At 69.6% G+C, this 25226-nt stretch carries 19 protein-coding genes and 4 pseudogenes; 10 read left to right on the top strand and 13 right to left on the bottom strand.

Annotated features, from left to right (window positions below):
* Nucleotides 1–143: 143 nt before the first annotated feature.
* Nucleotides 144–692 (bottom strand): annotated as a pseudogene (locus AB0N89_RS34590) (uracil-DNA glycosylase); the annotation flags it as partial.
* A 3-nt stretch (nt 693–695) separates the two neighbouring features.
* Nucleotides 696–1259 (bottom strand): MarR family transcriptional regulator, encoded by a 564-nt coding sequence (locus AB0N89_RS34585; protein WP_364213735.1) that lies wholly within the window; start codon nt 1257–1259, stop codon nt 696–698.
* A 94-nt stretch (nt 1260–1353) separates the two neighbouring features.
* Here AB0N89_RS34585 and AB0N89_RS34580 point away from each other — a divergent pair, with 94 nt between their 5' ends.
* Genes AB0N89_RS34580 through AB0N89_RS34565 form a run of 4 tightly spaced genes read left to right on the top strand, consistent with a single transcriptional unit; the run spans nt 1354 to nt 6200 of the window.
* Complete coding sequence (locus AB0N89_RS34580; protein WP_364213732.1) at nt 1354–2079, top strand: SDR family oxidoreductase; 726 nt, start codon at nt 1354–1356, stop codon at nt 2077–2079.
* A gap of 41 nt (nt 2080–2120) precedes the next feature.
* Nucleotides 2121–3560, top strand: coding sequence for an MFS transporter (locus tag AB0N89_RS34575; protein WP_364213729.1), 1440 nt, complete (start codon nt 2121–2123; stop codon nt 3558–3560).
* On the top strand, nt 3557–5155 hold the full coding sequence (gene cmdF / locus AB0N89_RS34570; RefSeq protein ID WP_364213726.1) for a tyrosine 2,3-aminomutase: 1599 nt from the start codon (nt 3557–3559) through the stop codon (nt 5153–5155). The genes AB0N89_RS34575 and cmdF overlap by 4 nt, the downstream gene beginning before the upstream one ends.
* 40 nt (nt 5156–5195) lie before the next feature.
* On the top strand, nt 5196–6200 hold the full coding sequence (locus AB0N89_RS34565; protein WP_364213723.1) for an aldo/keto reductase: 1005 nt from the start codon (nt 5196–5198) through the stop codon (nt 6198–6200).
* A 50-nt stretch (nt 6201–6250) separates the two neighbouring features.
* Here the strand turns inward: AB0N89_RS34565 and AB0N89_RS34560 are convergent, their stop codons facing one another.
* Nucleotides 6251–7675, bottom strand: coding sequence for a hypothetical protein (locus AB0N89_RS34560; protein ID WP_364213720.1), 1425 nt, complete (start codon nt 7673–7675; stop codon nt 6251–6253).
* A 221-nt stretch (nt 7676–7896) separates the two neighbouring features.
* On the opposite strand from AB0N89_RS34560, the gene AB0N89_RS34555 reads away from it, so the two are divergent.
* Nucleotides 7897–9858 carry a hypothetical protein gene (locus AB0N89_RS34555; protein WP_364213717.1) on the top strand — a complete coding sequence of 654 codons (1962 nt, stop codon included), beginning with the start codon at nt 7897–7899 and terminating at the stop codon, nt 9856–9858.
* Here AB0N89_RS34555 and AB0N89_RS34550 read toward each other — a convergent pair.
* Complete coding sequence (locus AB0N89_RS34550; RefSeq protein WP_364213714.1) at nt 9749–10501, bottom strand: hypothetical protein; 753 nt, start codon at nt 10499–10501, stop codon at nt 9749–9751. The two genes, AB0N89_RS34555 and AB0N89_RS34550, sit on opposite strands and share 110 nt — an antisense overlap.
* A 29-nt stretch (nt 10502–10530) precedes the next feature.
* Nucleotides 10531–11496 (bottom strand): class 1 isoprenoid biosynthesis enzyme, encoded by a 966-nt coding sequence (locus AB0N89_RS34545; RefSeq protein ID WP_364213711.1) that lies wholly within the window; start codon nt 11494–11496, stop codon nt 10531–10533.
* 157 nt (nt 11497–11653) lie between these two features.
* On the opposite strand from AB0N89_RS34545, the gene AB0N89_RS34540 reads away from it, so the two are divergent.
* Together AB0N89_RS34540 and AB0N89_RS34535 are read left to right on the top strand one after the other, a co-directional pair.
* Nucleotides 11654–12496, top strand: a complete 843-nt coding sequence (locus tag AB0N89_RS34540) for an alpha/beta hydrolase (protein ID WP_364213708.1) — start codon at nt 11654–11656, stop codon at nt 12494–12496.
* A 9-nt stretch (nt 12497–12505) separates the two neighbouring features.
* A complete protein-coding gene (locus AB0N89_RS34535; RefSeq protein WP_364213705.1) occupies nt 12506–13342 on the top strand; it encodes a helix-turn-helix domain-containing protein in 837 nt (278 codons plus the stop codon).
* A gap of 138 nt (nt 13343–13480) precedes the next feature.
* On the opposite strand, the gene AB0N89_RS34530 is transcribed toward AB0N89_RS34535, so the two are convergent.
* The gene (locus AB0N89_RS34530; RefSeq protein WP_364213702.1) at nt 13481–13987 is read right to left on the bottom strand and encodes a Rieske (2Fe-2S) protein; all 507 of its coding nucleotides are present in this window, start codon (nt 13985–13987) and stop codon (nt 13481–13483) included.
* Between the two features lie 55 nt (nt 13988–14042).
* Here AB0N89_RS34530 and AB0N89_RS34525 point away from each other — a divergent pair, with 55 nt between their 5' ends.
* Nucleotides 14043–14909 carry a vanadium-dependent haloperoxidase gene (locus AB0N89_RS34525; RefSeq protein ID WP_364213699.1) on the top strand — a complete coding sequence of 289 codons (867 nt, stop codon included), beginning with the start codon at nt 14043–14045 and terminating at the stop codon, nt 14907–14909.
* 238 nt (nt 14910–15147) lie between these two features.
* On the opposite strand, the gene AB0N89_RS34520 is transcribed toward AB0N89_RS34525, so the two are convergent.
* The 4 genes and pseudogenes from AB0N89_RS34520 to AB0N89_RS34505 form a co-directional block, all read right to left on the bottom strand.
* Nucleotides 15148–16122: a glycine betaine ABC transporter substrate-binding protein gene (locus AB0N89_RS34520; protein ID WP_364213696.1), complete on the bottom strand. Its 975-nt coding sequence runs from the start codon at nt 16120–16122 to the stop codon at nt 15148–15150.
* 28 nt (nt 16123–16150) lie between these two features.
* A pseudogene (locus tag AB0N89_RS34515) lies at nt 16151–16621 on the bottom strand (ABC transporter permease subunit); the annotation flags it as partial.
* A gap of 504 nt (nt 16622–17125) precedes the next feature.
* Nucleotides 17126–17911 (bottom strand): annotated as a pseudogene (locus tag AB0N89_RS34510) (ATP-binding cassette domain-containing protein); the annotation flags it as partial.
* 144 nt (nt 17912–18055) lie between these two features.
* Nucleotides 18056–18445 (bottom strand): annotated as a pseudogene (locus AB0N89_RS34505) (ABC transporter permease subunit); the annotation flags it as partial.
* 346 nt (nt 18446–18791) lie between these two features.
* Between AB0N89_RS34505 and AB0N89_RS34500 the strand changes: the two are divergent.
* Nucleotides 18792–18959: a hypothetical protein gene (locus tag AB0N89_RS34500; protein ID WP_364213693.1), complete on the top strand. Its 168-nt coding sequence runs from the start codon at nt 18792–18794 to the stop codon at nt 18957–18959.
* A 92-nt stretch (nt 18960–19051) separates the two neighbouring features.
* Here the strand turns inward: AB0N89_RS34500 and AB0N89_RS34495 are convergent, their stop codons facing one another.
* The 3 genes from AB0N89_RS34495 to AB0N89_RS34485 form a co-directional block, all read right to left on the bottom strand.
* The gene (locus AB0N89_RS34495) at nt 19052–19849 is read right to left on the bottom strand and encodes a serine protease (protein WP_364213690.1); all 798 of its coding nucleotides are present in this window, start codon (nt 19847–19849) and stop codon (nt 19052–19054) included.
* Between the two features lie 394 nt (nt 19850–20243).
* The gene (locus AB0N89_RS34490) at nt 20244–23036 is read right to left on the bottom strand and encodes a BTAD domain-containing putative transcriptional regulator (protein WP_364213687.1); all 2793 of its coding nucleotides are present in this window, start codon (nt 23034–23036) and stop codon (nt 20244–20246) included.
* A gap of 131 nt (nt 23037–23167) precedes the next feature.
* Nucleotides 23168–23935 (bottom strand): twin-arginine translocation pathway signal protein, encoded by a 768-nt coding sequence (locus AB0N89_RS34485; RefSeq protein WP_364213684.1) that lies wholly within the window; start codon nt 23933–23935, stop codon nt 23168–23170.
* A 374-nt stretch (nt 23936–24309) separates the two neighbouring features.
* Here AB0N89_RS34485 and AB0N89_RS34480 point away from each other — a divergent pair, with 374 nt between their 5' ends.
* On the top strand, nt 24310–25089 hold the full coding sequence (locus AB0N89_RS34480; protein WP_364213681.1) for a hypothetical protein: 780 nt from the start codon (nt 24310–24312) through the stop codon (nt 25087–25089).
* The last annotated feature ends 137 nt before the right edge of the window (nt 25090–25226 follow it).

The following is a 25226-nucleotide window of genomic DNA, read 5'->3' as shown; positions in this document are numbered from 1 at the left end:
CCCGTTTTTGGCGGCGCCCGTCGTTGTTGCCCGCCCTGAGGGACTCTGGGTCCCTCAAGGAGGCCTTCACGGACAGCGGCGACACCTCAGCAGTCACACCGGTCACTACTGTCACGCCAAGCGTTCTCCGAAGCGCGTGAAGGTCAGGGCAGCTTCCAGTCCACGGGGCCGGCGCCCTGGTCGGCGAGCAGCTGGTTCGCCCGGCTGAACGGACGCGACCCGAAGAAGCCGGAGTGCGCGGAAAGCGGGCTCGGGTGCGCCGACTCGATGCACGGCACCTTCCCCAACATCGGCTTCAGATTCCGCGCGTTGCGGCCCCACAGGATCGCCACCATCGGCTCGTCCCGCGCGGCGAGAGCCTTGATGGCCTGCTCGGTGACATCTTCCCAGCCCTTGCCCTGATGCGAGTTCGACTTGCCCGGCTGCACCGTCAACGCCCTGTTGAGCAGCAGCACCCCCTGATCGGCCCACGGCGTCAGATCGCCATTCGACGGCAACGGGTGCCCGAGGTCCTCGCAGTACTCCTTGTAGATGTTGATCAGACTCTTCGGGATCGGCCGGACATCAGGCGCCACCGAGAAGCTCAGCCCCACCGCGTGCCCGGGCGTCGGGTACGGATCCTGGCCGACGATCAGCACCCGCACGTCGTGGAACGGCTGCTAAAAGGCCCGCAGCACATGTTCCCCCGCCGGGGTTCAGAGCGCCGAACCGACGTCACCGACATGCGAAACACCGTGATCGTCGCATCGACCCTGGACCTCGCCGAGGAGCACCCGCAGCAGTGAGGAGAGCTGGGCGCGCTGCTCGTCGCTCAGCCCGGAGATCAGTTCGAGCTCCCGCTCCAGCACCCGATCGACCGTCTGCTCCACCAGGGCGTGCCCGGCCGGCGTCAGTGTCACGTACACGCTGCGGCCGCGCGGTTCGGTGTGCCGCTCGACCAGCCCCTCGCGTTCCGCGCGGGCCACCCGCTGCGAGATCGCCCCCGCCGTGACCAGGGTCAGCCTCGCCAGCTCCCTGGTCGTCAGCGAGTACGGCGGCGAGCTGCGCCGGAGCATGCTGAGCAGATCCAGCGTGGCCGAATCGACGTCGGAGTCCAGCAGGACGCGGCGCCGGTCCTCACCGAACAGCTTCGCCAGCTGCCACACCCGGGTCACGATGCCGATGGACTCGGTCGACGTGCCGGGCCGTTCGCGCTGCCATGCCGCCTCGATCTCGTCCGCGGCGTCCGGCGTGGGGTCCTTTTCGGACGCTGCACTCATCCCAGACCTCCACCGCGGTTGTCGGCTGCACGACGCACAGCCTATCATTTAGGTCTAAACGTGAGTTAGGACCGGCGAACACGAAGGAGGCTAGATGACCCGGACAATCCTGGTCACCGGCGGGGGCACCGGCATCGGCAGGGCCGTGGCGGCGAGATTCGCGGCGTCCGACGCCGTCGTGCACATCACCGGCCGCCGCAAGGACGTACTGGTCTCGGCGGCCGCCGACCTCGGCTCGTCGGTCCGGCCGCTCGTCTGCGACGGCACCGATCCCGAACAGGTGACCGCCACGCTGGACGCGCTGGATGGGCCGATCGACGTACTGGTCAACAACGCGGGCGGCAACACCGACTTCGACCTCCCCGAGCAGGACGGGCTCGCCGGGGTCCTCGCGCACTGGCGGGCCAACCTGGACGCGAACCTGATCAGCGCGGTGCTGACCACCACCGCCGTCCAGGACAAGCTGGCCGAAGGCGGATCGGTGATCCACATCGGGTCCATCGCCGCGGACCAGGGCGCCGGATCGTACGGCGCGGCCAAGGCGGGACTCGCGTCGTGGAACGTCGACCTGGCCAAGCAGCTCGGGGCCCGCAGGATCACCGCGAACGTGGTTTCGCCGGGCTACATCCGCGAGACCGAGTTCTTCCGGGACAAGCTCCCCGCCGAGCGGGCCGAGCAGCTGATCGACGCGACCAGCACCGGCCGCGCCGGGATTCCCGCCGACATCGCCGAAACGGTGTACTTCCTCGCTTCCGCCGGCGCCCGGCACATCACCGGGCAGACTTTCGGTGTCAACGGCGGCGCCCACCCGACCAGGTAAGGACGAGAATGGTTGCCGTCGAGGAAACATCACTCTCGACCGTGCCCAGTCCTCGTGACTGGGCGGGGATCGGGGTGGTCCTGCTGGCCACGTTCATGGGCCAGATCGACATGTTCATCGTGAACGTGGCCAGCCCGCCGATCCAAGCGGATCTGGGCGCCAGCTTCGGCCAGATCCAGTTCGTCATCGACGGCTACGTGATCGCCTACGCGGCGGGCATGGTCACCGGCGGCAAGCTCGGCGACCGGTTCGGCCGCAAGAAGGTGTTCCAGTACGGGGTGGCGGCGTTCACCGTCGCGTCGTTGCTGTGCGCGCTGTGCCCCACGGCGAATCTGCTGATCGTGGCTCGGGTCGTGCAGGGCGCCGCGGCGGCCGTCCTCATGCCGCAGGTGCTGTCGATCATCCAGGGCACCTTCGCCCGCCCGCGGGACCGGCAGCGCGCGATCGGCGCGTACGGCTCGGTGATCGGGCTCGGGGTCGTCGCCGGGCTGATCGGCGGCGGGCTGCTCCTGAACGTGGACGTCGCCGGGCTGGAATGGCGGACGATCTTCCTGATCAACGTCCCGATCGGGGCGCTCATCCTGCTGGCCGCGCCGTCGACGGTCCGGGAGAGCCAGAGCGAGGTCACCGCGCCACTGGACATGGTGGGGACGGTGCTCACCGCGTCCGTGCTGCCGATCCTGCTGATCCCGTTGTCGCTGGGCCCGGAACACGGCTGGCCGCCGTGGATCTGGGGCTGCTTCGCCGCGGCGGCGCTGCTGACGGCGGGCCTGTTCCGGTACGAGAACAGGCTCGCCGCGCGCGGCGGCGATCCCCTGCTGCCGGCCCGCGTCCTGCGCCGGCGCGGATTCCCGGCCAGCATGGCGACGGTGACGGTGTTCTTCGCCGGCAACGCGGGCTACTTCCTGGTGCTGACCTACTACCTCCAGTCCGCGCTGCGCCTGGACCCGCTGGCCACCGGTGTGGTGTTCGTGCCGCTGGGCGTCGGGTTCGCGGTGGCTTCGGTGGCCGGACGACGGCTGGCCGAGCGCTACGGCACCCGGGTGCTGATCACCGGCGCGCTGCTGATGTTCGCGAGCTTCCTGCCGATGCCGTTCATCGTGCAGGCGGGCACCGGTACCCAGGCCGTCGCGCTCGCGGTCACCATCGGGCTGTCCGGGATCGGGCAGGGACTCGTGGTCTCGCCGCTGGTCGGCATCGCCATGGCCCAGGTGCCCGCCGATCTGACCGGGGCGGGTTCGGGGGTGCTGAACACCGTCACCCAGGCCGCGATGGCCGTCGGGATCGCGGGGATCGGCACGGTCTACCGCGCCGTGCTGGGGCGCAATCCGCAGGACACGGCGTCGATCCCCGCGAGCGACTTCGGTGACGCGTTCGTCGTCACCTGCGGGGTGCTCGCGGCGCTCGCCGTGGCGACGGCGGTGCTGAGCTGGGTGCTCGGCCGATCGGGAACGGCGACAGAGGCGGGAGCCGGGCTGTGACGGACAGGGAACACCGACCGGTGGAACTCGACGGCGAGGGCCTGGACCTCGCCGGTGTCCGGCGGATCGCCGAGGACGGGGCGCCGTGCGCGGTGGCCCCGTCCGCGCTGGCCGCCGTCGCAAGGAACCGGAAGTCTTTCGAGGAGCTGGTGGGCCGCGGCGTACCCGTCTACGGCGTCACCACCGGGTACGGCGAACTGGTGCACCATCCGGTCGGCGCGGGCGACGAGGTGGCCCTGCAGACGAACCTCGTCCGCAGCCACAGTGCCGGTGTCGGCCCGCTGTTCGCCGAGGACGAGGTCCGGGCGATGATCGCGGCCCGGCTCAACGCGCTCGCCAAGGGCCACTCGGCGGTGCGCCCCGCCGTCCTCGACCGGCTGGCGGCGTACCTGAACCTGAACATCACCCCGGCCGTGCCGGAGATCGGGTCGCTGGGCGCCAGCGGGGACCTCGCGCCGCTCTCGCACGTCGCCGTCACCCTGATCGGCGAGGGTTACGTCCTCGAAGACGGCGAACGGACACGGACCGGCCCGGTCCTCGAGCGGCACGGGCTCGTTCCGCTCGAACTGCGGGCCAAGGAAGGGCTCGCGCTGATCAACGGCACGTCGGCGATGACCGGGCTCGGCGCCCTGGTGGTCGGCCGCGCGCTGGACCAGGTGCGGCAGGCCGAGATCGTCTCCGCGCTGGTCCTGGAGGTGCTGCGCGGTTCGACGAGCCCGTTCCTCGCCGCCGGGCACGAGCGGGCCCGGCCCCACCGCGGTCAGATCGACACCGCGGCGAACCTGCGGCTGTTGCTGGACGGCAGCGGGCTCGCCGTCGGTCACGCCGAACTTTCGCGGCAGGCCCGCGACGGCGAAGGCGAGGTCTATCTGCAGAAGGCGTACACCCTGCGTGCGGTGCCGCAGGTGCTCGGCGCCGTGCGCGACACCCTCAGGCAGGCCGAAGCCACACTGGAGATCGAACTCAACTCCGCCAACGACAATCCGCTGTTCTTCGGCGAATCCGGTGACGCCGGCGAGGAAGAGATCTTCCACGGCGCGAACTTCCACGGCCAGCCGATCGCCTTCGCGATGGACTACTGCACCATCGCGCTCACCCAGCTCGGCGTGTTCTCCGAACGCCGGACGCATCGGCTGCTGAACCGGCATCTCAACGACGGCCTGCCCGAGTTCCTCATCTCGAGCGATCCCGGCCTGCACAGCGGGCTCGCCGGTGCCCAGTATCCGGCGAGCGCGCTGGTCGCCGAGAACCGGACGATCGGCCCCGCCAGCACCCAGAGCGTGCCCGCCAACGCCGACAACCAGGACGTCGTCAGCATGGGCCTGATCGGGGCCAGGAACGCCCGCCGGGTACTGGCGAACAACAACGGGATCCTGGCGGTGGAACTGCTCGCCGCGACGCAGGCCGTGGACGTGTCGGGCCGGTACCGGCGGCTCGGTCCGCTCGGCCGGATCACCCATGACCAGGTCCGGGCGATCGTCCCGGCCCTGGACCGGGACCGGTATCTGAGCGACGACCTCGGAGCGCTCGCCGCCGCGCTCGCGCGTGGCGACTTCCTCGACGCGGTCGTCCGCCACGGAGCGGAACTGCGGTGACGGCCGATCTCGGTTCGCTCCGGCTCGGAAAGGGGTCTCGGTGACGTACGACGATGTCCTGCCCACGCGTGTCCTGGGGAACGGCGGTCCCGCCGTGTCCGCGCTCGGACTCGGCTGCTTCGGGATGAGCCGGGCCTACGGCGCCGCGGACGACGCCGAATCGATAGCCACCGTCCACCGGGCACTCGACCTCGGCTGCACCTTCTTCGACACCGCGGAGGTCTATGGCCCCTTCGACAACGAAGCACTGCTCGGCTCCGCCTTGCTCGGACGGCGCGACGAAGCGTTCATCTCCACGAAGTTCGGCTGGGAGTACGCCCCGGACGGCACCCGTGGCAGGCTGAACAGCAGGCCCGGCCACATCCGCCGGACCGTCGACGCGATGCTCGTCCGGCTGCGCACCGACCGCATCGACCTGCTGTCGCAGCACCGGGTCGACCCCACGGTCCCGATCGAGGACGTGGCCGACGGCGTCGGCGGGCTGATCGCCTCCGGCAAGGTCCGGTACTTCGGCCTTTCCGAAGCCGGGACGGCCACGATCCGCCGCGCGCACGCGGTCACCCCCGTGACCGCCCTGCAGACCGAGTACGCCTTGTGGGAGCGCCACATCGAGGCCGAGATCCTGCCTCTCCTGCGCGAACTGGGTATCGGCCTGGTCGCGTATTCCCCGCTGGGCCGCGGTTTCCTGACCGGAAACGCCAAACCCGCGGAGGAGTACGCCGACGACGACTACCGCCGGCGGGATCCTCGTTTCCAGGGCGAGAACTTCAGCGCGAACTCCGCCGCCGTCGACGAGGCCGGCGTCGTCGCCGCCCGGGTCGGCGCGAGCCCCGCGCAGGTGTGCCTGGCGTGGCTGCTGGCCAAAGGTGACGACGTCGTGCCGATACCGGGCACCAAGCGGCGGTGCACGCTCGAGGAAAACGTCCGGGCCGCGTCCCTGCGGCTCGGTCCCGGGGACATGGCACTGCTCGACGCTGCGGTGCCGGCGGGCTTCACGAAGGGGCAGCGGTACCCGGAAGACGCCATGTACATGAACGGTCTCTGACGCCGAACACGAACAGGCGCCGCCTGACCGGAGCCCCACGGAGTCACGACTCAGGTGCGGCTCAGGAGCCGCCTGGCTCCCGCGACGACCGCGGTCGCCAGCAGCCAGCCCGCGACCACCAGCGCCATCGCCACCATTTTGCCGGTGCCGACGGGATCCCAGGCCTTCTCCTGGCCGAGGTCGACGACCGGCACCACGAGATCGAGCGCGTAGACGAACGGATCCCAGGTGGGGTGCTCGTTCTGCTTGAGCGGGCGCACCGGATGGGCGGAGAACCACCATCCCCCGGTGCCGACCATGGCCGTGAGCCACAGGAGCGCTCTGGTCGGAACGAATCCGTACCCGAACAACGCGTCCTGGATCCAGCCCCAGACCCGGCCCGCGAAGTGACGGCGGCGCAGGAGATGCCGTTCCCTCGCCAGCCTGACCGTCCGGGCGGACCGCTCGTCGCCCGCGCTCTGATAATGGGCGGCCAGTCGCTCGAACGAGGCCGCGCTCACTTCCGGATCACGGGTGAGCCAGCCGATCCGCTCGCGGGCCGTCAGGGATTCCGTGGCCCCGATCCGGTCGTACCCCAGTCCTTCCAGGTCCAGATCGCCCTCGGCGGGCCAGGCCGAAACCGAATCGATCAGCGAGCTGACCCGTACGTCGCGCAGGATGAGGCGCCCGCTCGGAGCGGCGCGGGTGTCCAGCCTGAGACGCGAAGTCGCGAGCCTGGTGAGGTTCGCGGACGTCGGCGATCCGCGCAGTTCGGCGTCGTGGAACGTGACGATGTTGCCCGCCTGCATGGCCAGCAGATCCACCGGTCCGGACGCGACGAACCCGTACGCGGCGAAGAACCCGCCGCTCACCGTCACGATGCTCGCGTCGACCTCGCCGACCTCCGCCCCGTCGAGCACGATGGAGTTCGCCAGTTTCGCCTCCCAGAGACTGATTCCCCCGGTCGTACGGAGTCGATTGGCGATCAACGAACCGGATGCCAGCAGCCGCGGCGCGTAGAACGCCCATTGCCCGCCGGTGTGGATCGTGGCCTCCGACAGGACGACGTCGCCGTCGATCCGGCTGCTCGTCAGGGTCACCGGAGCAACCACGTCCCGGTCCGGCGTCCGTATCGGTGTCTGCACCTGGTCGCCTTTGCGACGACGGAATTCCTGCGCGGCGGACCGAGGCCCGCGCCGGTCCGCCTGCCCTATCCGGGCTTGGTGCAGCACGAGGTCTCCGTCGATCCGGGTGCCGGCGGCGAGGAAGGCGTCCATCTCGGTACCGGACAGGTCGATCGAACCGACGGTCGTGCCCGTGAGCACCAGCCCGCCGGAGATCGCGCATCCCGCCAGATCCAGATCACAAGCCAGGCGAAGGTGAGAGAGATCCAGAGAACCGATGATGCGGATATTGCGGATCCGCAGGGGATGCAGTGAAGATATCTTGTGCCGCGCGCACGCCAGCAGAAGTTCTCGTACTTCTTCCGCGGGCATCGAAAGACCGCGATCGACTCCGTCGATTCCGCCGTCGAGCACTGTTTTGATCGAGTGTCTCGATCTCCCCCGGCGATTCAGCACTGGTTTCCCTCGTTTCCCTCGACGGCGAATCATCGAATATAGGTGCCGAATCCGGTTTGGCGGCTGAAAGGTCGCCCACCTCGTCCCACACAGCGTGACAAGATGGCTGCTTGGTCCGCGATCCGAGGAGGGTGCCGGTGTCTCGACGGGCGGTTTTGGGGCGTGTGGCCCTGTGGGCGGTGCTGGCGATGGGTCTCGCGGTCATGTGGGGCCGCTACGGAGCCGCGACGGCGACCACCTTGCTGACCATCATCTCGGGCGGCGCGGCTTTGGCGCAGCTCGTGACCGCTCTGCGCTGGCGATCCGCGCAGGACGAGTCGAGCACGTCGGAGCAACTGGACCGGGCCGTCGAAGCACTGGCCTGGGAGGTGCGCACCCAGTGGGAAGCCGAAGCCGGCCGCAGGCTCCTCGACGAGGCGGACGGCCTGCCTCTGCGCTGGGAAACGAAGAACGGCTCGGCGGCAGGTGCTCTGGCGGAGCTCGTCGGCTCGTACGCCGATGCCCCTCGGCGGCTCGTGGTGATCGGAGAACCGGGATCGGGCAAGACAGGCCTGTGCGTGCTGGTGACGCTGGAGTTGCTGCGCCGCCCCTCACCGTCGCGGACACCCGTGCTGCTGCAGATCTCGTCCTGGAATCCGTCGGAGGACTTCCACAGCTGGCTCATCCGCAGCGTTCTCGAGTTCTATCCGTTCCTCGGCAACGAGGCGCGATACGGCGCCACCGCGGTCCGGGATCTCCTCGCGCAGCACCGGATCCTGCCGGTGCTGGACGGGCTTGACGAAATGGCCGAGGATCGCCGGGCGGTGGCGTTGCGGACCATCGGGCTCGATCGCCGCAGCGGCGAACCACTGGTCTTGACGAGCCGCACCGCCGAGTTCGAGGCAACCGGGATCGTCCGCGACGCCTTGGTGGTGAAGCTGTTGCCGCTGACCGCGGACACCGCGGCGGAGTACCTTCTCGACGTCGCTCCGAGCGCGGGACTAGATCGGTGGGATCCGGTGCTGGCCCGGCTCACCGAGGGGGACGGCGGACCGGTCGCCGAGGCACTGCGCACCCCGCTGATGCTCTATCTCGCTCGCGCGGCGTACGCCGATCCCGGCACCACTCCGGCGGAACTGCTGGATCTTCCCGACACCCGGAGAGTCGAAGAACATCTACTCGACACCTTCGCCGTGCAGGTGTTCGCCTACCGGCCCCCTTCCCCTCTCGCCAGTACGACACGTCCTTCCCGGCAGTGGGATCCGGCGAAGGCGGAGCGATGGCTCGGCGCTCTCGCCCGGATGACCGAAGGCGACATCGCTTGGTGGCGGTTGTACCGCGCGGTCCCGAAGGCGGTGTTCATCGGCACCGGCATGCTCATCGGCGGATCGGCGTGCACCCTGCTGGGCTGGTTGATGTTCGGTCTGTTCGGCCGCCCCGTCCTCGGTGCGCTGCTCGGGCTCGCGGTCGGCCTCACCGGCGGTCTCGCGCTCGGCTTCGTCCCGACCGAGGCACCGCGACGGTTCGTGCCGCGTGTGCTGCGCCGCAGCGAGCTCACCAGAGACCTGGGATTCGGCCTGATCGGCGCCGTGGTCGGCGGACTGGTGGTGGGAATCCTCTACGGCGGAGGCTTCGGTATCGCGATCGGCCTGGTCTTCGGCGTCGCGTTCGGCATGGTCCGCAGATTCACCGAACCGACCGAGCCTCGCGAGGCGGTCACTCCCGCCAGCGTCCTGCGAAGCGACCGATTCGCCGTCCTGTACGCCGCCGGACTCGGCGGGCTGGTCGGCGCACTGGTCGGCGCGTTCATGGGCGGAGTGGTCGGCGCGGTCACCCGCGGGCTGGTGATCAGGATCGACAATCCGGTCCTGGTCGGTTTGCTGGGTGCGGCGGTCGGCGCACTGCTCGGCGCGTTCGGCCTGGCGTTGATCGTTCAATCCACCAGCGCGTCGGGACGCTCCACCACCACGCGGGCCTGGCTGGCGTTGCGGGGCGTCACACCGCTGCGACTCATGACCTTCCTGGACGACGCCCGCCGTCTGGGTGTGCTGCGCCAGGTCGGTCCGTACTACCAGTTCCGGCACGCGCTGCTCCGTGACCGGCTTGCGCGGCGACACTGATCACCACAGGAGTGCCCAGCAGCCAATACGTCCGGCGGCCGGACGGCTGCAGGCCGTACCGCGCCTGGGGGAACCGCACCTGGGCGGATGCCCCCGGCCTCAACGCAGGCCGGAACTCCAGGTCCCCGAGCCGCCGGTACACGCGTTCCCAGCCTGCCACCGGATAGACGAAGTCCAGCCTGACCCGGGCGTCATCGTCGGAGCGCCGCAGCAATTCCCGCACGTCGCCGGGATTCGTGAGGTCGCGGATCCGCCCGTCCACGGTGAGGCGCATCACCTCGAAAACGCCTTCCCGCAACAACTCCGACCGCTCGGCCAGCCATACCGGCTCGAACGCGTACTGGCGTCGTTCGCCCGCGACCAGCACCATCGCCCGGAACGCCGTGTACACCGCGAGTACGACGCCCCCCACCGTGAACGACTCGCGAAAGGCACCGACGACCACGAACTGGCCCAGCGCCACCAGCGCGACCGCCGCGGTCACGAGCCAGAGGGTCACTCGATGCGCCCGCGCGAACGCCGGCTCCCGAAGCATCGTCAAACCCCGCGAAACAGCGACGCTCCCCCAGCTGGGCGGTGGCAGCGGGATCGGGAGATCGGGGCGGAGCAGGCCCGGTTCGAACGGCGCGCCACTCGTCACCATTCCCACCGTCCCCGGCCTTCGACCGCTGATCAATCCCTGCGACGCCGCTCTCCCGCCCTTTGTATCAGGTTATCGCCCGGCCGCATCAGCACGCCGAAGGGCGTGGACGCGGGCAGCCGTCCGACCCCCAATCCTGGCCAGTGCAGCCGAAGAAAAGCTATCCACAGAATGGCGTACAGCACTGCGAAAAAGGGCCGTATCCGCCCATAATGCTCAGCGAGCGGCCGTTTCATCACCCGAAATCGCCGACAGATATCACTCAATGTCACCTCGCCCCGGACGGCGGCGGTCTCGATCCCGGCCTGCCGGTCCAGCACCACGTCCTGATAGTCATCGAGCAGTTGCAGAACACCGCCGACCTCGCGGATCAGGGTCACTTCACAGTCGCTCATCGCCGGCCGCATCAACGCGAACAGCACGACGATCGCGCTCCCTCCCTTGGCCTCGGTGATCTCCATCAGGGTCACCGGCGAGATCTCCGGATCGCTCTGTCCACGAGATCGTGTCTGATACTCGTGCACAGCCGTCATCGCGGTGAAGATCGGGTCGTCGCGGCCACGATCGAGACGCCGTTCCACCTCACGATAGAGTTCACTCAAAAGCCGTTCCACGTCGTTTCGCGGCGAAAACGGACCGCCGTCGAAGAGCGCGGACAACCTTCCGGCGAGATCCTCGGATCCGTACTCGTCGATCAGGTCGTCGTACAAGCGCGCCACCGCGCCCCCGAGTACCGCCAGATCCGCCCGGAACGGCACGCCGGCCATCGTCGCGTAGGCCTTGATCAGAAAACTGATCTTCGTGCCCGCCGCGCAAAGCGACCGGCCGACGTGCTCACGCAGGCCAGGGTCGTTCAGCGCCGAGTCGACGATCGGGGCGACGATGTCCCCGTACACCGCGACGTATTCGGCCGCACGACCTCTGACCTTTTTCACCGGACCCGCCATCCACACCGACCTGCCCAGCGCGCCGAGATCCCGCCAGAATCCTCCACCCATCCACTGATACTCAGGTGATCACACGAACAAAGTCGAGCCCCATGGCGATACTTGTCCGTGCGGGTGGCCTCCCCGCGATCGCCGTCGACGAGGACCAGCCGATCGCACGCGACATTTGTCCAAGACCCGGTGGCGGGCGGCCGGGCACCATCCTCGTATGAGCGAGAACGGTGTTGAGCATTCGCAGGGGATCCACGTGGTGCACGACGGTCCACCGCAGGGACCGCCGCTGCTGCTCATCCACGGATCCGGGGCCTCGGGTGCCTCGTGGAGCCCGGTGGTCCCGGCCCTTGCCGGGCGCCACCACGTCATCCGCGTCGACCTGCCGGGCTGTGGCCAGTCCCCGCCTTCTCCGCCTTACGACGTGCCCGTGCAGGCGAGCCGGGTGGCGGCGGTACTCGACGACCTCGGCCTCGGCGACGTCACGGTCGTCGGGCACTCCAGTGGCGGCTACGTCGCCACCTCCCTCGCCGAACAGCGACCCGATCTGGTGTGCTCGATCGCGCTGATCAGCTGCGGCCCGCATCCCGACGCGTTGCTTCCCCAGCCTTTGATCATCCGGCTCCTGCTGGGCCCGCCGTTCGGCCCGCTGATCTGGCCGAGGCGTTCGGCCGCGATGATCCGCAAGGGAATCCAGGCGACCGCCGCTCGGCCGGTGGACATACCCGACGACGCGGTCGCCGATCTCGAACACCTCTCCTACGACACGTTCAGGACGATAGTGCGCCGCAACACCGAGTACATCGCCGAGCGCGGCGTGCCCGATCGTCTCGCCACCCTCACCGTCCCGGTGCAGGTGATCTTCGGTACCGCCGACCCCCGCTGGGACCCGTCGTCCGTGCGCCGGTACGAGGCGGTGCCCGACGCTCGGATCGAACTGCTGCCCGGTGTCGGGCACCTGCCCCCGTTCGAAGCCCCCGACGCGATCGCCGAACTACTGCTGGGCTGGACCTCGCGGCGGCGGACCGCGAGCGCCCCGCCGACGGTTCCCGATCCCTAGACTGGCCGTGTGCCCCCGACCGGAACACCACCTGACTGGAACACGGTGGACATCGCGGTCCCGCACCGGCCGGATCGGCTGCCCGGAATCAGCATGGCCGGATTCCGCCAGAGTCTCCCCTCGGCCGTGGACATCGCCATGGTCGCGCATCCCTCCGTCACCCTGCTCGTCGACCTGAGCGAGGGCGAAGGCATCGTCTTCGACAGCCCCGGCCGGCACGAGCGCGGCAGCGTCGTCATCGGGCTCATGCCCGGCGATCTACGGGCAGGTGGCCGTGTGGGCGAATGCCTCCAGATCCGGCTGGAGCCGGACGTGGCGGCCGCGGTGCTCGACGCGGCACCGGATCTCAGCGGGACGATGGCACCCCTGGCGGACGTCTGGGGTCGCGACGCCGAGCGTTTAGAGGACCGATTGCGCGCCACCGCGTCGTGGGACGAACGGTTCGCCATCGCGTCCGAGGTCGTGAACCGGCGGCTGCACGCCCGCACGCCGGTCGAACCGGAAGTCGCCCGCACCTGGCGGCAGACGCTCAAGAGCCGAGGACGGACACAGGTCACCAGCCTGGCAGGCGACGTCGGCTGGGACCGCAAACGCCTGTGGTCCCGCTTCCAATCCCAGCTCGGGATCAGCCCCAAACGCGCCATCAGGCTGGTGCGGTTCGACCACGCCGCCCACCTCCTCGCGACCGGTCACGCCGCCGCGAGTGTCGCCGCCGAATGCGGCTACGTCGACCAGTCCCACCTCCACCGCGAGGTCAAGGCGTTCACCGGACTCACCCCCTCGGCCGTGGCCGTCGCACCGTGGCTCGCCATAGACGACGTCGCGTGGCCCCGAAACCTTCGCTGACAACCGGCACAGCGACGCTCTCCGGGCCGTAACCCCCTTGCGTATCAACACAGGTGAGCATCCACACAGAGTGGGAGGTCGTCCGATGCGCGGGACAATGGCGACGGGGTGACGATGGGCTGTCCTCACCACCGCTTCTCACACCGGTCGCCGGGGCACCAGGACCTCGACGTTCCCCGCGTTCTCCCGGACCTCCAGCCGGGGCAACGGCGGCGGCGCCAAGGGCAACTGGTGGAACACGACCGCACCGTCCACGGCGAACGCCGTCCGGTGGCACGGGCAGTTCAGCCGCAGGGTCGCGGTGTCCAACGCGAGTCGGCACCCCAGGTGCGTGCAGATCCCGGACACCGCGTGCACCTCGCCCCCGGCCCGGCGCACGAACCCGGTGACCGTGCCGAAGTCGAACGGCCGCACCGCGTTCTCCACCAACTCGGCGGACGACACCACGGCCTGCCACTGACCATCGTGGGGCACGATGGTCGCCTCTGGCATGGAAGAAGACGGCCGGAGCAGGTGATCCACGGTCGCGCCCAACGCGGCGGCGGCGGCCGCGGCCACCGAGGTGGCCTGGACGAATTTGCGGCGGTTGTCGCCCTTCGGCTTGCCGTCCGCCTCGGCCGCGAGCCGGGCTCCGAGTTCGGCCACGAACTCCTCATCCGGTCGGTCGCCGCCGGGCCGGGCCGAGTTGAGCAGGATCGCCGTGCGAATGTCGGCCTCGTCGTCCTCGGTGATCCGCGCCGGCAAACAAGCCGCCCGGGAGATCCTCCGAGCACGTGCCGACGACGGCTCCACGGCCACCCCGCCCACGATCCCACCGGCCACCGGACCTGGCCAGTACCGCCCCACCCCGCCCGGGTTCGCGCCGGCGGTGTTCACCCACTGGCCTGCCGTGCGGCCGTTCGTCCTGGCCCGGGCCAGTGACTTCCGGCCCGGCCGGTACCCGGAACTCACAAGCGCGCGGTACGCGAACGCCGCGAACGAGGTCGCCTCGCTGGGGCAGGACATCAGCAAGACTCGTACCGCCGACCAGACCGAGCAAGCGAAGTTCTGGGCCGCGCCGATCTGGAACCTCTGGAACGAGATCGCCCAGTCCGTGCTGGCCACCGTCTCCACGGCGAGAGCCGCGCAGGTGTTCGCCCGGCTCAACCTCACGTTCGCCGACGCCGTGATCGCCTTCTACGACGCCAAGTACCACTATCGGATCTGGCGGCCGATCACCGCGGTCCGATTGGCCGGCACCGACGGAAATCCGGCGACCACGGCCGACCCGGCCTGGAACAGCCTGGCGGCCACCCCGGCAGATCCGGCGTACCCGGGCGCGCACAGCGTGATCTCCCAAGCGGGCGCGCTGATCCTGCGACACGAACCCGCCTCTCACCGGATGCTGTCGGTGACGTCCGAGGCGTTACCGGGGACCGTCCGGCGCTTCCGGACCTTCCAGCAGGCGGCCGACGAGGCTGGGGAAAGCCGGATCTTCGCCGGCGTGCACAGCCGCCTCGACCACGTCTCGGGCAAACGTCTCGGATCGGACGTGGCTCGCGCCGTGGTCCCGGATGTGCGCCACTAGCCGGAATACTCGTCCCGGCGAACCACCACGATCACAAGCGATCGGAAGGAGTGCGGACGTGGACAGCGGCATCGACGCGGTCTGGCGGCAGATCATGGCCTGGCTGCGCATCCGCACGCCGGTCACCGCCACGACGAACACGACTACCGCACCGTCTTCGCCGCCCCAGGCGGGGACATGCCACTCGCGGTGGCACGGCGCGTTGATCTGGTCGCAGGTCTCGCTGGACGCGGACGGTTCAGCTGATGAAACCCGCCGACTTGAGCCAGTCGTGGGCGACCGTGGTGGCCTTCTGGCCGTCGACGCTGACCTTCTTGTTCAGCTCCGTGAGCGTCGCGGTGTCGAGCTTCGCGGCGATCGGTGTGAAGACCTCCTCCAGCTGCGGATATTTCTGGGCGAGCGGGGTGGCGATCGTGATGGCGGGGTTGTACGTCGGGAAGAAGTGCTTGTCGTCGTCGAGCACGGTGAGGTTCTGCGCGATCACGCGGCCGTCGGTGGAGGCGACCGAGCCGAAGCCGCAGGGATCCCCCTTGCCGACGCTCGGATAGACGACGGCGTCGTTGAGCAAATGCACCTGCGGGTCGGGCAGGGTGAACCCGTAGGTCTTCGCCAGGCCGGGGAATCCGTCGTCCCGGTTTTTGAACTCCGACCCCATGCAGGTCGAGGCCGCGGCCGGGTCCCGCTTCACCAGGGCCGCGTAGTCGGACAGCGTCTTGACACCGGTCCGGGCCAGCGTCGCCGGGTTGCCGGCGAGGGCGTAGGTGTCGTTGGCGGGCGAGCGGGCCCACCAGGTGACGCCGTTGGCGATGTCGGCCTGCTTGACCGCGTCATACTGCGCCTGCGGATCGCTGATCGGCTTGGTCTGGTTGAGGTAACTGATCCAGGCAGTGCCGGTGTACTCCCAGTACAGGTCGACCGCGCCACTGGTGAGCGCCTGGCGGACGTTGCTCGATCCGGTGATGTTGGTCTTGTCCTGCGGGCTCGCCCCGGCGGCCTGCAGCGCGACGAGGGCGATCTGACCGAGCAGCAACTGCTCGTCGAACTCCTTGGAGCTGACGCGGATCTGGACGCCGTTCAGCGCGTCGATCTTCTTGATGGATCCCGCGCCCACCTGGGCGCCGGTCTCGTCCTTGCCGATCGTGCAGCCGGCCGCGAGCGCCGCCGCCGTGGCGAGCGCGAGCACGGCGGCGGTCGTGCGCTGGAGCATCCGCATGGATTGGTCCTCCTTGAATTCGGTCGAGCTACGTGCCGCGCGGGTGCAGGACCTCCTCGGCGATCAGCCCCAGCCAGTCGACGAAGAGCGCCAGCGCGGCGACGATGATGCCGAAGGTCAGGCTCAGCATCGGGCGGTACAGCCCGATCCCGGCGACAAGACCACCGCCGAGGCCGCCGCCGTCGATGAACGTCGCCAGCGTCGCGCTCGCGACGGTGAGCACCAGCGCGGTCCGGATCCCGGCGAGGATCACCGGGACGGCCAGCGGCAGTTCGATCCGCCAGAGGATGGCCGTCCTGCCCATGCCCATACCTCGTGCGGCGTCGACGAGGGTCGGGTCGACGCCGTCGAGCCCGACGATCGTGTTGCGCAGCACCGGCAACGTCGCGTAGACGACGAGCGCCGTCACCGCCGTCGCGGTGCCCGTGCCCATCCAGAGCGCGAGCAGCACGACGAGCCCGATCGACGGGATCGCCTGGCCGAGGTTGCCCAGCCCCAGTCCGATGGGCCGGGCCCAGCGGGCGCCGGCGCGGGTGAGCAGGATGCCGAGCGGGAGGGCGATGGCCACGGTGCACACCGTCGAGATCAGGGTGAGCCGCAGGTGCTCGCCCAGTTCGGTGAAGATCGTCCCGGCGTTGAGGAAACGCTGTTCGATCGAATCGATCGGGTGCGCACGCACGATCAGGAAGAGCGCCAGCAAGGCGAGGGTCAGCAGGACCGGGCGCACCAGCAGCCCGAGCCGTCGCCGCCGGGGCCGCGCGGACACGGTGGTCTCCGGCCCCGGGCCAGGCGCCTCCTCCGCCGCAGCGGGGATCACGGGCGCCTCGCCGGTGGGCCGGAGCGCCGCGAGGAGGCCGGCCACGTCACACACTCCGAGCGGCTGCGCTTCGCTGTCCTCGGTGACCACGACCGCGGTGCTGCCGGTCCGCACCATCACGTCCAGCACATCCAGCAGGGTGACGCCGGGCCGGACCGGGGGCAGGCCGTCCGGCCCGGCCGCCGGCCGGAGGTCCAGGTCACCCACCCGGATCAGCGCGAGCCGCTTCAGGTTCCGCTTCGAGCCGACGAAGCTCGCGACGTAGTCGTCCGCGGGCGCGGCGAGGATCGCCTGGGGCGTGTCGTACTGCGCGATCACCGACCGCGGCCGCAGCACGGCGATCCGGTCGCCGACCTTCAGCGCCTCGTCGAAATCGTGCGTGACGAACACGATCGTCTTGCGCACTTCCCGTTGCAGGCGAAGGAATTCGTCCTGCAGCCGGGCGCGCGTGATCGGGTCGGTGGAGCCGAACGGCTCGTCCATCAGCATGACCGGCGGGTCCGCGGCCATCGCCCGCGCCACCCCGACGCGCTGCTGCTGACCGCCGGAAAGCTCACGCGGGTACCGGGCGCCGTGCTCGCGGGTCAGGCCGACGACGTCGAGCAGTTCGCGCACGCGGTCGGCGATACGCCGTCGAGTCCAGCCGAGCACCCGCGGCACCACGCCGATGTTGGCGTCCACTCGCAGGTGCGGGAACAGCCCGATCTGCTGGATGACGTAGCCGGTGTTGCGCCGGTGTTCGTCGAGGTCGAGCGCCGACACGTCCGTGCCGCCGATCGTGACGACACCCGCGCTGGGCTCGACGAGCCGGTTGATCATCCGCATGGTCGTCGTCTTGCCGCACCCCGACGGACCGGTCAGCACGACGATCTCGCCCGCGGGGATTCGCATCGTCAGGCTTTCGACCGCCGGTACCGCTCGTCCGGGGTAGTGCTTGCCGACGTCCCGCAGCTCGATCGCCTCGCCGCCCATCCCGGCTGTTCCCCCCGATGTCGCCGGAGCCTCCGCTCGACGGGCACGGGGACGTCGCCGTGTGGTCAGCTTGCCGGCCACCACGAAGGCCAGGTCGAACAGCAGCGCCAGCACCATGATCCCGAGCGTCCCGGTGAGGACCTGGTTCAGTGAGTTGACCGAGCCGAACCGGCCGAGCCCGTCGAAGATCTGGTTGCCGAGGCCGGGGCCCTTGACGTACGCGCCGATGGCCGCGATGCCGATCGTGATCTGCGTCGAGACCCGGATACCGGACAGGATCACCGGCCAGGCGAGCGGCAGGCGCACCCGCAACAGCAGCCGCACGCGGCCGAACCCCATCCCCCGCGCCGCGTCCACCACGGCCGGGTCAACGCCACGCAGTCCGACGATCGTGTTGCGCGTGATCGGCAGAAGCGCGTAGAGCACCAGCGCGAACAGGACGTTCGTCAGCCCCAGCCCGAACGGGCCGATCAGGATGCCCAGCAGCGCGATCGACGGGACGGTCAGGAACGCCGCCGTCGTCGTGGTCGCCATCGCGCCGAGCCACCGCCGCCGGTAGGTGAGCAGGCCGATCGTCATGCCGACCAGCACGGCCAGTGCCATCGCCGCCAGGGTGAGATCCACGTGCAGGATCGCGTCGTTCACGACGTCGATCCAGTTCTCCCGGAGGTACTCCGACAGGGTCAGGGCCGCTCCTCGACGTCGCAGGAAAGAAAATCGCCGACCACGTCGGGTTCGGCCAGGTCTCAGCCCAACATGCCGGCAGGGCTCCTGTCCACAGGCCGACGTGAAGAAGTTCGGCCCGGATCCCGCACTCGACGTGCCCGGGCCTGATGGCCGCAGTGCCCGACGCACGCGGCGAAGGCCCTTCGACCGGGGAATGAGACACAGGGAATCGTCGTCACCAAGGACCCGTTCGGCAAACGTCTACCTGGCGTTCGAGTCCGGCGCGCACTACTACAGCAAAGCCTCGGACAAGCCGGGGAACATCATTTCGAACCTGCGCAAGGCGCCACTGTCCTCTTTGGAGGAACTCGCGCCCCGGTGACGGTTCGCCGGAGACCGACGCACGCGATATTCGACGTCGCGAAAGCCACTTCCGCGACGTCGAATATCGCGGAAGTGGCTTTCGCGGCAACCTCACGCCACGCTTGCTCCTTGGCGAGAATCGCTCGCCTGCTGCTCGGCGATCCAGCCCCGGTACACCGTCACATCGGTCCAGATACCCAGACCGCTGGCGCACTTCGGGTCCGCGTCACCGTCGCGGCTGGTGGCACCGACCAGTTCCCACTCCCCCGGCCTGCCCTTGATCTGCGGTCCGCCCGAGTCGCCGTAGCAGCCCATCGCGTCCGGCGTGTCGGAACCGGTGCAGATCTCCTTGCCCGTGGCCAGATTGCGGCATTTCTCCGCCGGCATGACCTTGGTGTCCAGCTCCTGGAGGATCTCCGGCGCCCCGCAGTTCTGCTCGGCGCAGTGCTCACCCCAGCCGAGGATCCGAGTCGCCGTTCCCGCGTCGCCCAGTGCCCCGGCGATCTTGATCGGCTGCTCGGTCACCGGTTTGTCCAACCGCACCAGCGCGATGTCCCCGCCCTGCGGCTTCTCCCCGGCGAAGTCCGGATGCACGATGATCCGGCTGACGCCGGTTTCGGTGCCGCCGCTGTTGTGCTGCCGTGCCCCGATCCTGGTCTTGATCTGCTCCGGCTTCGCGCCCTGTACGCAGTGCGCCGCGGTCACCACCCAGTCCTCGCTGATCAGCGAGCCGCCGCAGAAGTGCCGCCCATCCTGCTGCAGCGACACCATGAACGAGTAGTTCTCGGTGGCGTCGTGCCCGCCGATGACGTACGGCGTCGGCCCGTCCGCCGCCGCCGCGACCCCCGGTAGCAGCACCGCTCCCGCCGCGGCCAACCCGACCGCCAGTATCCCCGTCTTGTGAAGCATTATCGTGACCTCCCCGTAGATGACGAATTGCTGACAGTCGTCACGCTATGGGGTGATGATCACGTCGTGGATCGGCTCATCGGCCGGGTGCGCATCGGCCGAATGGCCGACCCAGCGTGACACCGCGCCACACGATGGGTGATGGCGCGACCGCGGTGGCGCCACCCCCTTGCTCGACGCCCGACACCACCGCGGTCACCATGAACGCCACGATCGTTCTCCACATCGCCACTCTCGCTCTCCCCGGTCGGGGAACGACGGAAGCGCGACCGTAGTGCTCCCCGCCGGCGGGTGGCGGGCCGCGTCGCTCGAAAAGGACCTTAGGACGAGAAACGCGGGGACCTCTGTCGTCGCGCTTGCACGGCGCTGTCGTCCGGGCGAGCGCGGGCCCGGGCTACCCCGGGATGGACCGGGCGTGCGCGGAAAGCAGCGCCCGGATCTCTTCGGCGGCGGTTTCATCACCGTCGCGAAGGCACCGGTCGTAGGCCTCCCGCCAGACTCGGCGCGCTTGGTCGACGTCGCCGAGTGCGTGCAGCGCGTGCCCCCAGCCGACTCGGAGCGGCACTGCCGACCTGGTCACGTGGACCTCCTCGACGAGGTCGACGGCTTCCCGGTAGGTCGCGGCGGCGGTGCGGTGATCGCCCGACCCCGCCTGTACGGACGCGATGGTTTCCAGACCGGCGACGATCCGCGCGGGCTCCTCCCCTTTCCGGAAAGTGTCGAGCGCTCGCTGGGCGGGACCACTCGCCTCTTCGTAGCGGCCGAGCCCGGCGAACGTATCCGCGAGATTGTTGAGCGCCATCGCGGCGGACAGGTCGTCGCCGACCGACTCGTACAACCGGACGGCTTCGCGCAGCGGCTCCACGGCCTCGGCGAACCGGTGCAGCCAGTTGAGGGCCGAGCCCAGGTTGAGCAGCGCCGTGCCCTGTTCGGCGATGTCGCCCAGTTCGCGAAAGATCTCCAGCGCGGCAGTGCAGTAGGCGATCTGCTTGTCGCGGTCGGCGGTCCGGCCGTAACCGGTGCTCGCGCCGTTGAAGCACTTGGCCCGCAGGAATCGATCGCCCGCGGCGGTCGCGCTGCGGATCGCGGCCTCTCCCATGTCGACTATCCGATGCCAGTGCCCGCGCAGGTTGAGGTAGTGCCACGACAACTGGAACAGCACCGCGGCCTGGGCGTGCAGCCCATGCTCGTCCGCGCCGAGGACCAGCCTGGCGATCGTGTCGATCTCCCGGTCGAACCAGGCGACCGCGGAGTGATCGTCGGCGAAGACGGCGACCGGGACGCCGGGCCCGGCCACGGCGATCGGCATCCGGTGCGGAATGCGACTGAGGTGATAGCGCGCCCGTTCCGCGGTGTGCACGTAGTGCGCCACCAGCCGCTCGATCGCGGCCGGCGCGCCGGGCAGAGCCTCCGCCTTGTCTCGCGCGTACTGGCGGAGCAGGTCGTGCGGCTCGAACCGGTCGGGCAGCCGCTGCTCCAGCATGCTGACCTCCGCCAGTCGCGCGAGCGCGGCACCGGCCACCGACGGCGGGATCGCGGCCAGCGCGGCGACCGCGTACCGCCCGATGCCGTCGCCGGGGAACAGGCCGAGGACATCGAACACCGCCGCCGCCTGGGCGTCGAGCGCGTCGTAGGACCAGTCGAACAGTGAACGCAGGTCGCTGTCGCGGTCGTCGTCGACCGACAGCACCTCGAGGCCACGCTGGTCGGCCAGCTCCTCCCGCAGCGAGGACAGCGGCCACTCCGGATGCCGGGCCGCGTGGTCCGCGGCCAGCCGCAACGCCAGCGGCAGCCGCGCGCACAACTCCACGATCGCCGCCGCCGCGTCCGGCTCGGCCGCCACCCGGTCCCGGCCGACCTGATCGGTGAACAGCTCCAGCCCCTCGGCCGGCGAGAGCAGGCCCAGGGTGACGTGGCGTGCTCCATCCCGCGCGGACAGGCCACGGAGCTTGCGGCGGCTGGTCACCACGACCGAACCCCCGCCGGGCAGCAACGGCCGCACCTGGGCACTGTCCCGGGCGTTGTCCAGCACGACGAGCATCCCGCGCACGGCGGACTCGGTGCGCCAGAGCGCCGCCCGCTCCTCGATGCCGACCGGGACGCGTTCCGGCTGCACCCCGATCGAACGCAGCAGCATGTCCAGCGCGGCCGCCGGATCGACCGGCACGCTGGGACCGTAACCACGCAGGTTCAGATACAGCTGCCCGTCCGGGAACCGTGGCGCGGCCCGATGCGCCCAGTGCACGGCCAGACTCGTCTTCCCGATGCCGGCGGCACCGTCGACGGCGGAGATCACGACCGGCTGCCCCCCGGCCCCGCTCACCAGACGGTCCAGCCCCGCGAGCTCGTCACCACGCCCCACGAACCCGCGAACGTCCCCTGGCAACTGGCGGGGTACCTGCGCCGTGACCGGCTGCCCGGCCGCGAGCGCCTCGTCGTCGAGCAGGATCGACCGGTGCAGATCGGCGACGGCGCGCCCCACGTCGAGACCGAGCTGGTCCCGCACCAGATCGGTGACCTGCCGATAGGCGTCCAGCGCCTCGGCCCGCCGCCCCGCCCGGTGCAGAGCCAGCATCAACCTGGCCCACAGCGACTCCCGCAGCGGGTGGCGCGCGGTGAGATCCCGCAGGTCGGCGATCACCTCCGGCCCGTGACCTCGTTCGAGGTCGACGTCCAGCATCCGCTCGCGGGCGGCGAACCACAGCTCGGTGACCTGCGGTCCCGCCTCCGCCCGCAGGCCCGGCGACGCGACGTCCTCCAGCGGATCACCACGCCACAGCCGGACCGCCGACGCCAGCGACGCGTACTCCCGGCCGGTGTCCCCTTCCCGCGCCGCGACGGCCGCCGACTCGACCTGTTCACGCAGCGCTAGAAGGTCGAGCTCTTCGGCGGTGGCACGCAGCAGGTAGCCGCCTTCGGTCGTCTCGATGGCGTCGGCTCCGAGGCCGCGCCGCAACCTGCTCACCAGCGTCTGAAGACCATTGCGCACGTCCAGCGGGGATTCCTCGCCCCACACGTGCTCGATCAGCTTCCAGAGCGGGACGACCTGATTCGCCGAGAACGCCAGCGACGCCAGCAACGCGCGCTGCCGCCCGCCCACGTCCACCGGCCCCGCGGCCGTCTCGACCTCGAACGGACCCAGCACCCTGATCCGCAGGCCGCGAGCCGTTGCTTTCCCCTGAACCATGACCGCCCTTCGTCCGGCGTGCCACAGATCATGCCGCAAGACCGACCGCCCGACGAGACGCGTCCGCCGCGCAGCCACAGGCTGACGCGGCGGACGGTGTTCCCGCTGCGGGCTTTCAGGCGGAACTCGTCCTAGTCGGGAGCGCCGACCTGGGTGTTCGACAGGTCGAGACCGATCGAGAAGTCCGCCGTGTAAGTGGTTCCGGTCTGCCTTGGACTCAGCAGCATTTGGGCTCCGCCGCTGCGATAGATCGAGTCCCGGTTGTTGGTCGTGTCGGCCGGGCCTTTCCGCCGGTACGGATCGGTCCGCAGATAGGCCGCGCCGAACTCGGGGGTGAAGTAAAGCTGCGATGTGAACTCGTACGGCCTGCCGTTGGTTCCGACGGTGCGAATCTTGACGTGGATGTGCAGCGTTCGTCCCGTGTACCAGCCCGGCAGAATGGTGGTGAACCGGGCCGCTCCCGCTTGGTCGGTGTTCTGGTAACCGCGCAGGAAACGGCGGCCGCGACTGCCCTGGGACGGAATGTCGGAGTACAGCCCGAGCGCGTCGCACTGCCAGAGGTCGACCATCGCTCCCGGCAGCGGCGTGCATTGCTGCTGCCGGATTTGCTGGACGGTGAAATTGATTACCAGCGCGGTGCCGGGAACCAGTTGCCCGGTGGCCGGCTCACTGCGGATGTCGGAGCGGTTGAGCCGCTCGTCGACGAAATACGGGCCCTCCATTTGCTCTGGCTTGACCACGCAGTCCAGCGAGCAGACTTCGGGAGTGCCCGCGGTGGAGGTGGTGGCACTCGCGGTGGCGGATCCGGCGACAGTGAGTGTCGCGCCGGCGGCGCCGAGCAGAATCAACGCCTGCCGCCTGCCGAGAACCCGGCCTACCGGCTCATCATCGTCATGCATAAGGTTCCTTTTCGCCGAATGATGGGAGCAGGGAACTGAGCGCGACAAGGCTTTTCCTACCGGATGCCGCGCGCATCCGAGTGTCCGCCAGGGCTCGTCCACTGTCGAGGAATTTCACTCTCGCGCATCATACTTCGAAGAGAGAAGTACTCTTTTATGGCCCATGTTCTCGAACCCCGGATACGGCATTTCGCCTACGACGAATGGCTTGGGAAAGTTCACGGGGTTCCCGCGCCGGCATTTGCCGAAAAACAAGCTTGCCCTCTCATAGCAGCGACGACAAGCCCGGCCAGAGCCCCTCCTCCCAAAACCGGATGACCTTGTTCCGGCCCCGCCAGTAGTCTCCAGCGGACCAAGGAACAGGAGGAGTGATCGTGTCCAGCCACTTCGAGGCGATCGGGATCGGCGTCACCAGCGAGGACGAGTTCGGGGAGCGAGTGATCTCCCTGATCGGCGAGGCGACGGCCCGGCAAGTCGCCAAGAAGGTCAGTGAGCATGTCTGGACCGATCCCTCAGGCGCGCGGCTGGTCGCGCAGGTGCACGACGGCGGGATCGAATTCCTCCTGCCCTGCCTGGCGGGCACGGCGCCCGCGGTACCGGTGCGCGATGTCCGCCTGGTCGACGACGAGACCGCGATGCTCGACCTCGTCGACGGTGTCGAAGGAGAGATGATCTGCCCCATCGCGGTGGAACTGGAAGACCGAGCCGTCCTCGCCCATTCCGGCGGACGGCTGGACAGCGGATCCCTGGTGCTGGCAGCCCTGGCCGAAGACGTCACCGTGCACGCCGACGCCGACGCGTACTACGCCTCTCAGGACGACGACGGGCCGAAATTCGCCGCCGACTACTTCATCCCCTCCGGGACTTTCTCGCCTGAGCAGTCGTCGTTCGACTGGACGCCTTCCGCTCACGCGCTGTTCGCCGGCGAGGTCGTCGAGGCCGAGACCCCCGTCAACACCGTTACCGGAACGGCATTCCATCGGATCCGGGTCCGCACCATCGCCGCGATCGAACTCGACGTCGCGATCGCGGCCTCCAGCCTCGAAGGACCACCGGCACGCGGCAATGTCGTGACCGGGACCTTATTCCTGACCGGAAGGTTGGGGCTGCAGGCAGCAGACCCGGCGAAGCGGCGGCGCTGGTTCCGGCGGTAGTCCCCGTTCAGAGCCTCGCCGGCCCGCGTCGGTGACTCCTCATCGTGGTCGGGGGGGCCCGGGCGGGGGCCCACCCAGGTGGGGGGACGCCGCCGGGCGGGGGGGGGGGGGGCGGGGGGGAACCGCGGCACCAACCC

The organism is Amycolatopsis sp. NPDC089917 (assembly GCF_040684635.1).
Lineage (GTDB): Bacteria > Actinomycetota > Actinomycetes > Mycobacteriales > Pseudonocardiaceae > Amycolatopsis.
The sequence above is the reverse complement of the archived record's forward strand: the minus strand, read 5'-3'. Positions and strand labels throughout refer to the sequence as shown.

What these genes read in the sequence shown, in the direction of transcription:
- AB0N89_RS34550 (WP_364213714.1), bottom strand. Translation starts at nt 10,501, where the DNA reads ATGGTGACGAGTGGCGCGCCGTTCGAACCGGGCCTGCTCCGCCCCGAT.
- AB0N89_RS34580 (WP_364213732.1), top strand. Translation starts at nt 1,354, where the DNA reads ATGACCCGGACAATCCTGGTCACCGGCGGGGGCACCGGCATCGGCAGG.
- AB0N89_RS34500 (WP_364213693.1), top strand. Translation starts at nt 18,792, where the DNA reads ATGAGACACAGGGAATCGTCGTCACCAAGGACCCGTTCGGCAAACGTC.
- AB0N89_RS34490 (WP_364213687.1), bottom strand. Translation starts at nt 23,036, where the DNA reads ATGGTTCAGGGGAAAGCAACGGCTCGCGGCCTGCGGATCAGGGTGCTG.
- AB0N89_RS34495 (WP_364213690.1), bottom strand. Translation starts at nt 19,849, where the DNA reads ATGCTTCACAAGACGGGGATACTGGCGGTCGGGTTGGCCGCGGCGGGA.
- AB0N89_RS34585 (WP_364213735.1), bottom strand. Translation starts at nt 1,259, where the DNA reads ATGAGTGCAGCGTCCGAAAAGGACCCCACGCCGGACGCCGCGGACGAG.
- AB0N89_RS34540 (WP_364213708.1), top strand. Translation starts at nt 11,654, where the DNA reads ATGAGCGAGAACGGTGTTGAGCATTCGCAGGGGATCCACGTGGTGCAC.
- AB0N89_RS34560 (WP_364213720.1), bottom strand. Translation starts at nt 7,675, where the DNA reads ATGCCCGCGGAAGAAGTACGAGAACTTCTGCTGGCGTGCGCGCGGCAC.
- AB0N89_RS34545 (WP_364213711.1), bottom strand. Translation starts at nt 11,496, where the DNA reads ATGGGTGGAGGATTCTGGCGGGATCTCGGCGCGCTGGGCAGGTCGGTG.
- AB0N89_RS34520 (WP_364213696.1), bottom strand. Translation starts at nt 16,122, where the DNA reads ATGCGGATGCTCCAGCGCACGACCGCCGCCGTGCTCGCGCTCGCCACG.
- AB0N89_RS34485 (WP_364213684.1), bottom strand. Translation starts at nt 23,935, where the DNA reads ATGCATGACGATGATGAGCCGGTAGGCCGGGTTCTCGGCAGGCGGCAG.